Origin of the sequence: Sorangium sp. So ce375 (genome assembly GCF_051473855.1) — a bacterium.
Lineage (GTDB): Bacteria > Myxococcota_A > Polyangia > Polyangiales > Polyangiaceae > Sorangium.
Map to the genome: position 1 here is coordinate 2,681,478 of NZ_CP150335.1, position 13,765 is coordinate 2,695,242.

Below are 13,765 nucleotides of genomic sequence, written 5' to 3' on the forward strand. Positions count from 1 at the left end.
CTCGCAGAGGTCGAGCTGGACGACTGTGCCGTCCCTGCCGTAGATAGCTGGCGGCGCTGACGTGGGCTCGAACAAGAAGCGACAGCAGAAGTCCTGGGTCTCGCGGGCGTTCATCGCGCTCCTCGTGACCGGGCTCAGCGCGGCCGGGGCCAAGTGCGGCCTCGAGCGCGGGCTCAAGGAGCTCGGTCTGGACCTCGGCGGCGACCGCCCCAGGCCATCGCCGTCGTCCGGCCAATCCGGCAGCGCCTCGCCGCCGAAGGCCGCTCCGCCGAAGAGCGCTCCGCCGAAGGGCACGGCCTCGTCGCGCCCGCCCGCGCCGAGCCCCCATCTCGAGCTCGGCGTCCCGGTCCGCACGGCAGCGCGCTCCGCGCGGGCCGAGGCGGCGGCGTCCGACGATCACCTGATGATCAAGCCCCAGTACGCGCTCTCCTACAACCGCTCGAGGAACGTGGCGAACTGGGTCAGCTGGAGGCTCGACGCCGCGTCGTTCGGCGACGCGCCCCGCCATCGGGGCAAGTTCCTGGCCGACGGCGCGCTGCCGGAGGGCTGGTACCGCGTGCAGCACGACGACTACACGGGCTCCGGCTTCGATCGCGGCCACATGGTCCGCTCCGAGGAGCGGACGCGCACGCCCGACGACAACAAGGCGACGTTCCTGCTCACGAACATCCTGCCGCAGCGGCACGAGCTCAACGCCGGTCCATGGCTGAGGCTCGAGGAGGCGTGCCAGGAGCTCGCGCAGAAGGAGCGGCGGGTGCTGTTCCTGGTCGCCGGCGGCCTCTTCGACGAGCGCGAGCGCCCGGCCACCATCGGCAAGGGCGTCTGGGTGCCGGACGCGTTCTTCAAGATCGCCGTGGTCCTCGAGCCGGGGCAGGGGCCGGAGGACATCGGCCCGGCGACGCGGGTCATCGCGGTGGTGATGCCGAACGAGACGGGCATCCTCGATCAGGGCTGGGGGCAGTACCGGACGACGGTGGACGAGATCGAGCGGCGCGCCGGCTACGACTTCCTGACCGCCCTGCCCGAGGCCGCGCAGCGGACGCTGGAAGCGCGCGTCGACGACGGGCCCGCCTCTGGCCGCTGAGCGGCGCCCTCAGGTCTCGACGACCTTCGTCACGAGACCGAGCCACGCGCCCGACGGATGGCGGCCGACGACGTAGACGTCGATCGCGACGCGCCCGACGCGGTAGACGCGAATGTCGGTCAGGTGGCGCTCCAGCAGGTCCACGAGCCGCCGGTAGCGCGCCGCCTCGGCCAGCGCCGCCTCGTCGGCGTTCTCCTCCAGGTCGAGCATGGGCGCGAAGAGCTCGCCCACCGTCGTGACCTCGACCGGCAGCTCCGCGCTGAGGCCCTCGGCCGTGAGCAGCGCGGTCGGCGAGGACGCGTCCCCGCGCGACCGGAACGGGCGCAGCGGGTGATCGGACTCGCTGGGAAACAGCAGCCCCTGCGCGGCCTCCGCGAGGGACGCGAGCAGCTCTTCGGGCGATACGGATGAGGTCTGCATGCGGATCTCCGGGCGGGTTGCGCGGCGAGGGCGAGCTTACCGTGGGATGATCATCACAGGAAGGTTTCGGGACGGCTTCTCCCGGGGCCGTGATCGACGCTGACGCGACGCTTCCCGTTCGCCGCTGCCACACGGGAGAATCCGCTTGCTCCCGGAGCTTTGGCGATGGTACCCGGACCGCGCCCGCCCAGGGGGTCCGATCCACCCTTTCGCTTTCCGTCGCCGCGTTGCATGCTCGGGCGAAACCCGAGCAAGGAACAAGGATTCAAGGTGCCATGTCCAAGATGAAGCTCAAGCCCGGCGTGATCACTGGTTCCGCTCTTCAGGAGCTGTTCGAGTACATGAAGAGCGTCGAGTGCGCGCTGCCGGCGGTCAACGTGATCGGCTCGCACAGCACGACCGCCGCGCTCCAGGCGGCACGCGAAGCCAAGTGCCCGATCATCATCCAGTTCTCGAACGGCGGCGCCCACTTCTTCGCCGGCAAGTTCCTGGACAACAAGGGTGAGAAGGCCGCCATCGCCGGCGCCATCGCGGGCGCGCACTACGTGCGGAACCTGGCCGAGGCCTACGGCGTGCCGGTCGTCCTGCACACCGACCACGCGGCGAAGAAGCTGCTGCCGTGGATCGATGGCTTGCTGGAGTACGGCAAGAAGTTCTTCGAGAAGAACGGAGAGCCCCTGTTCTCCTCTCACATGCTCGATCTGTCCGAGGAGCCGCTCCACGAGAACCTCGAGATCTGCCAGAAGTACCTGCGGCAGATGGCGGCCCTCAAGATGACGCTCGAGATCGAGCTCGGCGTCACCGGCGGTGAGGAGGACGGCGTCGACAACAGCGGCATCGATAACTCCAAGCTGTACACCCAGCCGTCGGAGGTGCTCGCCGCTTACGACGCGCTGAAGCCGATCGGCAACTTCACGGTCGCCGCGTCCTTCGGCAACACGCACGGCGTCTACAAGCCGGGCAACGTGCAGCTCCGGCCGCCCATCCTGAAGAACTCCCAGGATGCGATCCAGAAGGAGCGCAAGACGGGCGCGAAGCCGGTCGACTTCGTGTTCCACGGCGGCTCCGGCTCGTCGCGCGAGGAGATCCGCGAGGCGGTGTCCTACGGCGTCATCAAGATGAACATCGACACGGACACGCAGTGGGCCTTCACGCAGCCCATCAAGAAGTACATGGACGACAAGGGCGCGTACCTGAAGTCGCAGCTCGGCAACCCCGAGGGCGAGGACAAGCCCAACAAGAAGTACATCGACCCGCGCGGCTGGCTCCACCTCGGCGAGAAGAGCGTGGCGGCGCGCCTCGTCGACGCCTGCAAGGACCTGAACTCGTTCGACAAGTTCGAGTTCTGATCCGAGCGACCCGAACGGCCCTGCCCGCACGGGCGGGGCCGGAGCCACGCCTGTCCAGAGGCGTCGCACGGCGCTCTGGCAGCGTCGCGGCCCTGCTCACCCCACCATCGTGACACCGCGCCGCGTCGATCGACGCGCGGCGGGCTGCCCTCGAGTCACGAGGGCGACGGGTGCGCAGCGCTCAGCGCGTGGGTCGGCGCCGTCGCCGCAGGGCGGCGGCGAGGCAGCCGGGAGAGCGGCAAGCCCAGGAGGCCGAGGGCGGTGAGCTCGATCCCGAGCACGGGCAAAGCGAACCCCGAAAGCCCGGCGACAAGGAACTGCACGAGGGCGAGCGGGACCGCGACCGACAGGAGCGCTGTCGGGTAGGTGATGCCGTGCAGCAACGCGAGCAGCACGCCGACGATCCCCACGGTCAGGCAGCCGTCGACCCAAGGGAGCATGTCCAGCGCGCCCGGCCCGCGCAGCGCGGCGCGGAGGCATAGCAGGGAGCCCGTCCCAAGGAGGACGAGCGCGATCGGCAGATTGGCCGAGGTGCGGGTCGTCCTCTTCTCTGTTTGGTGCTCTGTCAGGAAAGCCATGCTTCCGGCGAGGACAGCACGCGATGTGCCATCACGGCTCCCGGGGACGATTGGCCGCCCGGCGTGCGGCGCGATGCATGGATTGCGGGGCGGCGCACGCCTTGCGCCACGAACCCCTGTCGCGTCAGGGGGAGGGCGGGCCGGGCTCGTCGCCGGCGCGGGATTCGCCTGCGTCGGGGCGCTCGAGTGTTCGTGGTGGACGGGCTTGCTCGGCGGGCGCGAGCCGGATGCCCAGGTTCAGGAGCTTCACACAGTCCTGCTCGCACGTCGGCCTCCCGCCGGGGACCCGCGAGCAGCGTGCGACTTCGACGGGCTCGTCGGAGCGCCCGTCGACAAGGAGCCTACACCGCACCGGGGTCCCTGTCCGCGGACAGATCAGGGTGACCTCCGAGGTGAGGTAATGCCGACGGGCGAGCAGGCGTCTCGTCCCGACGAACAACGCCCCGACCCCGCCCGCAGCCGCCAGCAGCACGATGAGCCAGTCTGCCATCGCGACCCCTCCGAAGACAGCTGCGGTGCCCACCGCAGCACGTACGACGCAGCAAGGGGTGCGCCACGCGCTTGCCGAGGCGTGGACCCAGCCCTCGCGGCGGGCCCTGTTCATCGTTTCATCGTACGTGCATTCCGCGCGCCCGGCGGCGCAGGGCGTGCGCTCCGGAACCCGGGGCGAGGAGCCGCAGCCCGCTCCGCCGCTTTCGCGCCGATGAAGTGAGGAGCCGTGAAGAGGAGGAATCGGCCACCCTAGGTGCGATCGGGATACAGTCCGGGCGGCTCGCCGGGGCGGCGCCGCGGTTCGACGGCTCGCGGCTCGATGATTGCAAAAGGCCCTTCATCGGCAGATGGCCGCGGGAGGAGGTCACGATGACCTGTCATCTACATCTCGAGGAATCGGACAGGCTGGCATGGCTCGAGATCGAAGGGGACGGCGGCGAGCCACGGCGGGTGCGCTGCCCGCGGCGGTTGGCGATGGTGGACGCCCGGGAGTGCTTCGCCTGCAGTCGTTACGCGACGCTCGCGCTCCATCCGAGCGGGAAGAAGGTCTATGTCGTGTGCGAGCCGTTCGACGAGGCGCCGGCCGAGCGTCCATAGCGGCGCGCGCCAATCCGCGCGCTTGGCCAAGCGACTCAGCCCGACCGATCGCCGGAAGAGCGCTCGGTTCGTTCGGTTCGGCGACGTCGCGCGACGATCGGTACTACCCGGCGTCCGGGAGAGCCGCTCAAGCCCTCCTGTCCTCGATGATCGCGCCCGCGCGGCGCGGGCGCCTCAGATCGCGCACCTTCTCCAGCTCGAAGAAGCCCGCGAACGCCACGCCGAGGAGCGGGTACGGGAACAGGATCGCCATCGTGAGCAGCACGCCGAGGTGGAAGAGCCAGGCGGCGCCGCAGAAGACGACGGCGATGCGCCGGCTGAACAGGGCGAGCGGCGCGCCGAGCTCCATGGCCAGGCTCCCGAGCGCGAGCGGCGGGAACAGGAACCGGTAGCGGACGAGCGCGCCGCCGAGCGGAGAGTGCGTGTCGCCGAGCGCGACCTTCCGGACGTTGTCGTAAGCGATGTAGTTGCGGAGGATGTCGCTCGTGGCCCAGTCGAGGCCGCTGTTCCGGAGCTTGGTGACCCCCGCGATGAAGTAGGAGGTCACCGTGATCGCGCAGAACAGCCGGATCGGCCAGCCATAGCGGCCGTCCGGCGCCGGCGCGGCGCCGCGCTCCCACGACACGCGCGCGGCCCGCGCGTCGAGCGAGTACACGTCGGCCGCGGCCCCGAGGCTCAGCGCGATGACGTGGAGCACGAGGAGGTTCTCGGTGTGGAACACCATGCCCCACGAGTTCCTGTAGCTCAGCACCCAGAGAAGGAGCGCGCTGAAGAGCGGACCGGCGACGCGGAACCGGTAGCCGGCGACGAAGGCAGCCCCGGCCGCGATCGCCGCGCCGGTGAGGCCGCGCACCGCCCAGAGAGGCAGCGGCGCGGACAGCACCGAGACCACCCCGATCGGCTTGAAGCTCCCCGGAGGCAGGTGGCCCACCCGCTGGAGGTGCACCGCGCGGGCGCAGAGGTACACGAGGGCGAAGGCGCCGACGAGCAGCCGCAGCAGCGCGAGCCGCTCGGGGGGCGCCTCCGCGAAGAAGGCGCGGTCGAATCGAGCAAGGAGCCGCCTCATCGCGCGCCCACCTTGCAGGTCGCGTGGAGCTTCGAGTCGATCGGAGCCTCCTGCCCCTCGAAGAACGCGACGGCATCGAAGGTGTCGGTCCGGATCTCGACCGCGACGATATCCGCGTGGCCGTCCTGCGCCGCGACGCGCGTTGCGATGCCGCGGCAGAGCGCGCGGACCGCGCGGGCGCCCTGCCGGATGCTCTGCGCCAGCGTGGCCTTGGCCTGCAGCACCTCCTCGCTGCCCACGAGGTGCGGCGGGATCGGCCGCCGCCCGCCCCGGGAGTCCACGCCGACGGCGCGCTCCACGGCGGTTTGCGCGTCGTGGCGGCCCCACGAGAACATCGGGTAGGTCGATAGCGGAAAGCTGTCCACCGGAGGGCGGCGGAACAGCGGCGCGAGCATGAGGAGCAGGAACACGGCGGTCACGCCGTACGCATACGCCCGGCGCTCGCCGAGGCGAGCGGTCCGGCGCGGGCTCGGTCCACCGCCGGCGCCCGCGGTCACGTCGCCGCGCTGCGGGCCCGGTCCACCGCCGGCGCCCGCGGCCACGGCCGCCCCGTCGTCGCGCCCCGCGCTCACAGCGGCCCCGCCGCCGGCGCGCTCTGCCCCGGCACGAGCCCCAGCGCCCGGCCTCCATGGCCGAGCGCGGCCCAGGCGTGCTGCACGTAGTCGATGCGGATCCTTGGAGACGCCATGCTCTCGCTGAAGCCCCCCTCGATGATCACGTCGCGGCTGCACGCGAAGCAGGTCGCGGGCGACCACTGCTGCCGCACGAGGAACTCGAGCACCCGCCGCATCAGCCCCCGGTCCCGTTCGAGATCCTCGCCGCGCGCCGCCTTGACCGCCATCGCCGCGGCCAGCGCCTCGCCGAACCCCGCGGTCGCCGTGTTGTGCGGCGGCAGCACGTTGCCGAACCCGTACCCGCCCACCATATCGGGCGTGACCCCGCTGTCCTCGTCGAGCACGAGCCGCGACTTGAACGCCACGTAGTCGAGGCAGAACCGCTCGTAGTCGTCGCGGCGGTGGTGGCCGAGCGCCGCGCGCGCCGCCAGGCAGTGCCAGTTCTCCTCCATGTACACGAAATCGCTGGCGAAATGGTCCCAGTAGCGGTTCGCGTAGTAGTCCATGGCGCGATCGACGGCCGCGCGCACGGCGGCCGCGGGCGGGAGCTCGGGGCTCGGCTCGCGGGCGGCGAGCGCCTCGAGCAGCGTCAGGGCGAGCACCGACTGGCCTCCCTCGTAGAGCTGCGTCGGGCCGAGGACGGGCGCGACGCGCGCGAGATCGAGCTGCGGCGCGAAGCCGCCGTCGTCCCGCTGCGTCGCGAGCACCGTGCGGGCGAGCCGCCCGATGAGCGCGTCGTGCGCGCGCGCATCGCGGACGAGGTCGCGGCACGAGAGGAGCGCGACAAGGCTCAGCGCCGTGGGGTTGAGGTTCGCGATCGTCCCGGGGCTGTCCGCGGGGTAGAAGAGCGCGCCGACGGCGCCGCCCTCGCCGCCCTTGCGCTCCAGCTTCGCGAGCAGCCCGAACGAGCGCTGCACCGCCTTCCCGAGCTCCGGCGGCGCCGGCGCGCCCTCGGCGCCGCCCCCGAGCTCGCACAGGGCGAGCGTCGTGCCGGCCTGCCGCGCGATCGAGAACCCGTCGAACGAGGCGCGCCCGGTGAACGGGTCGACGATGTAGCGGAACATGCCGTCCCTCCGCTGCGCGCCGAGGATGTAGCGCTGGGCAGCGGCCGCCGCCTGCTGCGCGGTCGCCTCGGTGAGCGGGACCGTCGGCTCTCCCAGGCGCGACAGGAGGTGGAGCGCGCCCTCGCCGTCGACGGCGTAGCTGAGCGTCTCGATCCGCACGAGGCCGTCCCGCGGCGCAATGCCTCCGTTGCCGCCGGGCGGCTCGGGCTCGCCAAGGGCGCGGCGCAGGACCGCAAGGTCCACGCCGAAGCGGAAGTCGGGGACGCCGGCCAGCGGCGCGTTCGTGTTGAACGCGTCGAGCGCGATGAGCTGCCACGGCATGAGGCACCGCTCCGCGAGGCAGAGGCCGTCGAGCCCGGGGCGCAGCGACAGCCCGTCGAGGCCCGGCCCGGGAGAGGCGAGCGGCTGCGTGGCCGAGACAACGTCGATCTTGAGCGGGCCGCGCAGGGCGTCGGCGAGCGCGCCGCGCAGCGCCGCCGCGGCGTCCTCGCCCGGCGCAGGCTGGAGGCAGCGCGTGGCGACGGCGGCGCGCTCGGGGCCGCGGGCGAGGTGGGTGACGACGAGGGTGGGGCGGCCGGGCTCCGGGGGCGCGGCGCACGCGGCCGGCGCCGTGGTCATGAGCGAGGGCGCCTTGCCCGGCGGCGCGGGGAGCGCGTCGAAGGACGGGAGCGCCTCGCGCAGCGCAGCCCCGGTGCGCGACGGCGCGCCGCCCGGCACGGGCACGACGTCGGCCTTGGCGACGCGGTGGCGGAAGAGCAGCGAGAGCGCCGCCAGGACCGCGAGCGCGGCGAGCGCGGCGAGCGCGGGCGAGGGCCGGCGCGCCCGGCGGAGCAGGCGGAGGCCGCCGGTCGAGGCGACGCCCCAGCACGCGAACGGCAGCGTGAGGAGCGCGACGACCGCCCAGACCGCGAGCAGCGCCGCCGCGATGCCGGTGCCGAGGCCGCGGTTCAGCGAGGCGACGTAGACGGCGGAGGAGAGGAGCTCGAAGCTCAGGAAGGCCAGGTAGCCGAGCGAGACGACGGACGTCGCGCGGAAGGCGCGCGGCGCGAGCGGGTGGGGGAGGAGCGTGAGGACGGCGGTCGCGGCGTGGAGCAGCGCGAGCGCGGCGGTGACCACGGCGAAGAGCGTCCACGGCCGGAAGGGCAGGGAGAGGGCGGCCCAGGCGAAGACGGGGGCGTGCACGGCGCTGAGCAGCGCGACGGCCCAGCGGCGCGCGGGCGGGGGCGTGGAGGCAGCGCCGCGGCTGGCGAGCGTGGGGGATTCGGGGGCCGGGGCGGCGCTGTCCTGGAGCGGCTCCGAGGGGGCGGAGGGGTCGGTGTCGGGCGCCTGCATGGTGCGGCGACGCTTATCACGACGCCTGGCGCGCACGATCGCCGCCGTCGCTCGACCGCGGCGCGAGGGGCGGGCGGCCTCAAGGCGGTCGACACCGGCGCCCCTGGCCTGGAACGGCGGGGACGCCAGATGATCGCGTCAGACTCAAGGGGGGCCGCTGACGCAGTTTAGGAACGCCCCGGCGTCCGCGCAGATCGCGGACATCTCTGTTCCCCCGTTCCTGCAGGTGAACCAACTGACGTTGGCGAGGTGGTGGAGGCCGACCACCAGGCCCGTGACGGCATCGATGATCGGCGACCCGCTCGAGCCCCCTTCGCTGTCGCACGAGTAACCGATCTGCGATCCCGAGACCGTTCCGGAGTAGGTCTGATCGATCGCGTCGATCTGGCAGCGGAGGGAATGCGCCGCATCCCTCCAGTAGCCGATCTCCTTCGGCCTCCCGCCCGGGTGCTGAATGAAGTTGATGTGGTTGTTGACGACGGGCGCAAGCGTCGTCGGGATGAGCTTGCCCCAGGTCGCTGCGAGGTCGCGCCCCGGCAGCGCGATCAGCGTGTAATCGAGGCCGCCTCTGGAGCCGGAGCGGGTTCGGCTGTTCGTCTTGAGGAGGGAGCCGGTCCTGACACGCTCGTAGGAGGCCATCCCCGTGCCGTCGCAGTTCGTATGCTGGTAACCAAAGAGGGTCTCGAGGGAGTCCGCTTCGGTCTGGGTGCTTATGCAATGGTTGTTGGTGATGAGCGTGTTGGGGTGCTCACTCCCGCCGTCGATCAGCCAGCCCGTGCACAGGTACATGCCACCACCGCTCGAGAAGAGCAGCCGGGCCACAGACTTCTGCTGGTCGTAGAGCTCGCTGTGACACGCGATGTTCTCGCGCCCCTCCGAGGCACACACCACGTCCGGCGTGCCTCCGCCGGGTCTCCTCGCGAGGGGGACGCTGCTCGGTGTCGCCTCGACGGAGCTCACGGCGCCCTGGGCGAGCGCGATCGTCCCGTGGCCGATGTCTGCGATCGAGAACCCGTGGCCCCCGCCGGCGCTGCTGTGCAGCTCGACGACGGCCGTCTCGCCGTCGATGGAGAACGCCCAGACGTCGCCGTCCTCGTTCGGGCCGCGCCCTTCATACCGAGATGACTGCGTGCCATCGGGGCTCGAGACGGTGACATAGTCGCCCTTCGCGAGAGAGAAGCCTTTGAAGTGCACGCGCACGAAGGTGGCGCCCGGCGACGTGATCTCTTGCTTCCAGCCCTCCACGTACGGGTGGGGCGTCTCGGCCGTATACGCGATGACGTCACCCGCGCGGAGCCGACCTGGCGATTCCTCGAAGTCGTCCGGGCCGTCGGTTCCGCCTGCGCCGGGATCGTCCACGTTCCCAGCGCACCCCGTGAGAGCGAGGATCGACCCGGCGACCAGAATCTTTCTGTTCATTACGAACCCCCCTTCGTCCCGGCTCGCCGCATGGAAGCGGCGCAAGCGGACGAACCGCATAGGATAGGAGAGGATGACGAGCCCGGCAAACGCGCCTGCCCGCCGGGCGCCGGAGCGTCCCCGGCGGGTCGGGGTTGTCGAGCGGCGGCGCCTCCGAGGTGCGCTGCGGTGCTAGGCCTCGAAGATTTCGCGCACGAGGCCGAGCTCCGACGGCTCCACGAGCACGTCGAGCCTGTCGCCAACCTCGAGGATCGTCTGGCCCCGGGGCACGACGGTCCCGCCCTCCCGGTGAATGGCGCGAATGAGCACGCCGGCAGGCAGGCCGAGCTCGGCGATACGCTTGCCGACGACGGCGGCCCCGGGCGCGAGCTCGAACGTGCGGGTCCTCGGCGCTGTGCCGGCGAGGGTGTGGGTCGTCGGATCGTAATGCGCCGCGAGCTCGTTCACCACGGTCTCGGGCGAGAGGGGCGTGCTCGTCGTGTAACCGGCGCGAGCGAGCAGGTGCGTCGCCACGGGCATCGTCAGCGCCACGAATGCGATGATGACGATGGCCCGGGTGGTGACGGCCGGGTCGCCGAAATGAAGGGCGGAGGCCGAGATGATGCACGTCATCCCGAGCACCGAGGCCTTCGATGTCACCTGGAGGCGCGTGAACAGGTCCGGCATGCGCAGGATGCCCACGGCCGCGAGCAGCATGAAGATGCTCCCGACGACGAGGAGCGCGCCCTCGACGAGTTCGAGGATCACGACGCCTCCCCCTGTCGCTCGAGGTAGTACGCGAACGCGATGGTGCCGAGGAAAAAGATGAGCGACAGCACCATCACCGCATCGAGGAGGACGCCATGGTCGGTCACCATCGCGTAGAGGGCGATTCCACCGCTGCCGACCGTCGCCATGAGGTCCATCGCGACCACGCGGTCGGGGAGGCTCGGCCCGAGCAGGAGGCGGATGAACGCGACGACGAAGGCCGCCGTGACGACGGCGATCGCGACGAGCAAGAGCGGGGTCATCGGAAGAGCTCCTTCACGCGGCGCTCGAGGTCGCTCTTGATGGTCGCGCGCAGCGCGTCGGCGCTGTCCACGAACATCGCATGGACGAAGAGCACCGTGCGGTCGCCCGAGACGTCGAGGCCAAAGGTGCCGGGCGTCAGGGCGAGGAGCATCGTCAGCACGGTGATCTCGAGATCGGTCGTCAGATCCAGGGGGACCGCGACGATGCCGGGGCGGCTCTTTCGCCTGAACGAAATGACGTCGCGGGCGACCCTGAGGTTCGCTCGCACCATCTCTCCCGCATAGAACAGCATGAACGACAGCACCCCTGGCAGCTTCTCGAAATAGGTCGTGGGGCCGAGCAGGCGCCGGAGCCAGAGGAGCAAGAAGTACCCGAGGAGGAAGCCGAAGACGAGGCCCCCTGCGGTGGCGCGGCCGGTCAGGCCCACCCAGACGATCGCCAGGAACAGATTGAGAACGAGGGCTCTCATGGGTGATGTTCCCCCAGCACGGCGCGCACGTATTCTGTCGGATCGGCGAGCTGCGCGGCGGCCCGCCGGACGACGGCGAGGAGCGGCTCGGGCGCCATCCCGAGCGTGACGCCCAGCGCGGTCATAAGGACGACGGGCACGTACAGGGGCGCGCGACGCCGCGCCCCGCGCTCGCATGGGGCGAGGTCGGCCTCGGCGGGAGCGGGCTTCCAGAAGGCCTCGTTCCATATCTTCGTCATCGAAATGAGGGTGACGAGGCCGACGGCGAGGCTCGTGGCGACGACGGCCGCGGCCCCTCGCGAGCCGATCTCGAGCCCCGATCGCACCAAGATGAGCTTGGCCCAGAACCCCGACAAGGGCGGCATGCCGGCGAGGGAGAGGGCCGTGACGAGGAAGCAGGCGGAGAGCCCGGGGCTCCGCGCGAGGAGCCCGCCCTGGAGGTCGAGGGGGACGTCTTTCCCGTCGGATCGCAGGATCCCGCTGATGAGGAAGAGGTTCGACTTGATGATGGCGTGGTGCAAGACGAAGAAGATCGCCCCCGAGAGGGACGACAGCGTGAACAGGCCGAGGCCCATGACCATGTAGCCGACCTGGCTCACGCTGTGGAACGCGAGGATCCGCCGTACCTCCCGGTGGGACACCGCGCCGAGCACGCCGACGGCCATGGTGAAGGCCGCGATCCCGAGGAGGAGCGCGTGGGTGGCTTCCCCGTCGCCCACGAAGACGAGGGTGAAGATACGCACGAGGGCGTAGACTCCCACCTTCGTCAGGAGCCCAGCGAACAGCGCGGTGACCGTCACGGGAGGCGTGTGATACGAGTCCGGCAGCCAGAAGAAGAGGGGGAAGACGGCGGCCTTGATGCCGAACGCGACGAGGAAGATCATCGCGAGGGTGAACCGGATCGGCGGCGCCAGGCTCGGCAGCTTGAGCGAGAGGTCGGCCATGTTGAGGGCGTGCACGGATCCGTAAAGGATGCCGAGGCCGGTGAGGAAGAGGGCGCTCGAGATCAGGTTCATCGCGACGTACTTGATCGCGCCCTGCATCTGCGGCCGCTCGTTGCCGAGCACCAGGAGGACGAAGGACGCGATCAGCGTCACCTCGAACCAGACGTACAGATTGAAGAGGTCGCCGGTGACGAACACCCCGTTCGTCCCCATGAGGAGCACGTGCATGAGCGGGTAGAACCCGTGCGCGCGCCGCTCGCCGTCGATGTCCGAGAGGGAGTAGATCGACGTGACGACCGCGATGATGCCCGAGAGAAGGACCATCAGCGCGGAGAAGAGGTCGACAACGAAGGTGATGCCGTACGGCGCGGGCCAGCCTCCGAGCTGGGTCGATTGAATGCCTCCCCGGTGCACGGCGCGGAGCAAGGCGATACCGACGGCGAGCTGAAGGACGCTCCCGGCGAGCCCGAGCGCGCGCTGCCTCCCCGCGCGCTGGAAGGAGAGGAGCGAGAGGGCCGCCGTGGTCAGGGGGACGAGGACGGGTAGGACGAGGAGCACCTTCATGGGGGGGTCGATTCGAGAGAGTCGATATCGTCGCTGCCCATCGTCCGATGAACGCGGTGAAGGAGGACGACGGCGAACGCGACGACCGCGAAGCTGATGACGATCGCCGTCAGGATCAGCGCCTGGGCCACGGGGTCGGCCGGCGGCGCGTGGAACGCCCCTTCCCCCTTGGGGATCAGCGGGGGGCGGCCGCGGACGACGCCGCCTGCCGTGAGAATGAGGAGGTTCGTCCCGTGCCCGAGCAGCACGAGGCCGAAGGCGAGCTTCACGATGCTGCGCCGGAGCATGAGGAACAGCCCCGACGCATAGAGCCCGCCGGCGACGATCGCGAGGAGGACCGTCATGAGCTCATCTCCGCGGCCATGAGGAGGATCATGAGCACCATGCCCATCACGGCGGCATACACGCCGACGTCGAACAGCACAGGCGTCCCCACCGCGACGTCGCCGAGCCCCGGCACGGGGACGGTCGCCCACACGCCTTGCAGGAAGGAGCCGCCGGCCACGAGCCCGGCGACGCCCGAGAGCAGGATCGTCGAGAGCCCGAGCCCCATGAGCGTCTGGGGCGTGACGCGGAGCAGCTGCCGCGTCGAGGGGACGTCGTACGCGAGGACATGGAGCGAGAACGCAGATGCAATGATGAGCCCGCCGAGGAACCCGCCCCCGGGCTCGTGGTGACCGCGGAGGAGCGCGTAGATCGAGACGATGATCAGGAGCACCATCAGGACCGGTGTGGCGGCGCGCAGGATGAAGGAGGGCACGG

General features: G+C 70.9%; 15 protein-coding genes. 3 read left to right on the forward strand and 12 right to left on the reverse strand.

Going from position 1 to position 13,765, the window contains the following annotated elements; genetic code table 11:
* Positions 1-61 precede the first annotated feature (61 nt).
* The gene (locus tag WME90_RS10225; RefSeq protein WP_437280899.1) at positions 62-1,084 is read left to right on the forward strand and encodes a DNA/RNA non-specific endonuclease; all 1,023 of its coding nucleotides are present in this window, start codon (positions 62-64) and stop codon (positions 1,082-1,084) included.
* Between the two features lie 9 nt (positions 1,085-1,093).
* On the opposite strand, the gene WME90_RS10230 is transcribed toward WME90_RS10225, so the two are convergent.
* Entirely contained in the window at positions 1,094-1,504 is a 411-nt protein-coding gene (locus WME90_RS10230) for a nuclease A inhibitor family protein (RefSeq protein WP_437280900.1), read from the reverse strand.
* A gap of 275 nt (positions 1,505-1,779) precedes the next feature.
* Between WME90_RS10230 and fbaA the strand changes: the two genes are divergently transcribed.
* Positions 1,780-2,853: a class II fructose-bisphosphate aldolase gene (gene fbaA / locus WME90_RS10235; RefSeq protein WP_437280901.1), complete on the forward strand. Its 1,074-nt coding sequence runs from the start codon at positions 1,780-1,782 to the stop codon at positions 2,851-2,853.
* Positions 2,854-3,008: 155 nt separating this feature from the next.
* On the opposite strand, the gene WME90_RS10240 is transcribed toward fbaA, so the two are convergent.
* The gene (locus WME90_RS10240; RefSeq protein ID WP_437280902.1) at positions 3,009-3,431 is read right to left on the reverse strand and encodes a hypothetical protein; all 423 of its coding nucleotides are present in this window, start codon (positions 3,429-3,431) and stop codon (positions 3,009-3,011) included.
* A gap of 861 nt (positions 3,432-4,292) precedes the next feature.
* Here WME90_RS10240 and WME90_RS10245 point away from each other — a divergent pair.
* Positions 4,293-4,520 carry a hypothetical protein gene (locus tag WME90_RS10245; RefSeq protein WP_437280903.1) on the forward strand — a complete coding sequence of 76 codons (228 nt, stop codon included), beginning with the start codon at positions 4,293-4,295 and terminating at the stop codon, positions 4,518-4,520.
* 127 nt (positions 4,521-4,647) lie between these two features.
* On the opposite strand, the gene WME90_RS10250 is transcribed toward WME90_RS10245, so the two are convergent.
* The 10 genes from WME90_RS10250 to WME90_RS10295 form a co-directional block, all read right to left on the reverse strand.
* Positions 4,648-5,586: an HTTM domain-containing protein gene (locus WME90_RS10250; RefSeq protein WP_437280904.1), complete on the reverse strand. Its 939-nt coding sequence runs from the start codon at positions 5,584-5,586 to the stop codon at positions 4,648-4,650.
* Positions 5,583-6,158: a hypothetical protein gene (locus WME90_RS10255; protein ID WP_437280905.1), complete on the reverse strand. Its 576-nt coding sequence runs from the start codon at positions 6,156-6,158 to the stop codon at positions 5,583-5,585. Before WME90_RS10255 ends, WME90_RS10250 begins: the two co-directional genes overlap by 4 nt.
* Positions 6,155-8,596 (reverse strand): hypothetical protein, encoded by a 2,442-nt coding sequence (locus WME90_RS10260; protein WP_437280906.1) that lies wholly within the window; start codon positions 8,594-8,596, stop codon positions 6,155-6,157. The genes WME90_RS10255 and WME90_RS10260 overlap by 4 nt, the downstream gene beginning before the upstream one ends.
* Before the next feature lie 144 nt (positions 8,597-8,740).
* Positions 8,741-10,015 carry a trypsin-like serine peptidase gene (locus WME90_RS10265; RefSeq protein ID WP_437280907.1) on the reverse strand — a complete coding sequence of 425 codons (1,275 nt, stop codon included), beginning with the start codon at positions 10,013-10,015 and terminating at the stop codon, positions 8,741-8,743.
* 171 nt (positions 10,016-10,186) lie between these two features.
* A complete protein-coding gene (mnhG, locus tag WME90_RS10270; RefSeq protein WP_437280908.1) occupies positions 10,187-10,762 on the reverse strand; it encodes a monovalent cation/H(+) antiporter subunit G in 576 nt (191 codons plus the stop codon).
* Positions 10,759-11,025 carry a monovalent cation/H+ antiporter complex subunit F gene (locus WME90_RS10275; RefSeq protein WP_437280909.1) on the reverse strand — a complete coding sequence of 89 codons (267 nt, stop codon included), beginning with the start codon at positions 11,023-11,025 and terminating at the stop codon, positions 10,759-10,761. The genes mnhG and WME90_RS10275 overlap by 4 nt, the downstream gene beginning before the upstream one ends.
* Entirely contained in the window at positions 11,022-11,495 is a 474-nt protein-coding gene (locus tag WME90_RS10280) for a Na+/H+ antiporter subunit E (protein WP_437280910.1), read from the reverse strand. The genes WME90_RS10275 and WME90_RS10280 overlap by 4 nt, the downstream gene beginning before the upstream one ends.
* Positions 11,492-13,003, reverse strand: a complete 1,512-nt coding sequence (locus tag WME90_RS10285) for a proton-conducting transporter transmembrane domain-containing protein (RefSeq protein WP_437280911.1) — start codon at positions 13,001-13,003, stop codon at positions 11,492-11,494. Before WME90_RS10285 ends, WME90_RS10280 begins: the two co-directional genes overlap by 4 nt.
* Positions 13,000-13,347 (reverse strand): Na+/H+ antiporter subunit C, encoded by a 348-nt coding sequence (locus WME90_RS10290; RefSeq protein ID WP_437280912.1) that lies wholly within the window; start codon positions 13,345-13,347, stop codon positions 13,000-13,002. Before WME90_RS10290 ends, WME90_RS10285 begins: the two co-directional genes overlap by 4 nt.
* Positions 13,344-13,763, reverse strand: coding sequence for an MnhB domain-containing protein (locus WME90_RS10295; protein ID WP_437280913.1), 420 nt, complete (start codon positions 13,761-13,763; stop codon positions 13,344-13,346). Before WME90_RS10295 ends, WME90_RS10290 begins: the two co-directional genes overlap by 4 nt.
* Positions 13,764-13,765: the final 2 nt, after the last annotated feature.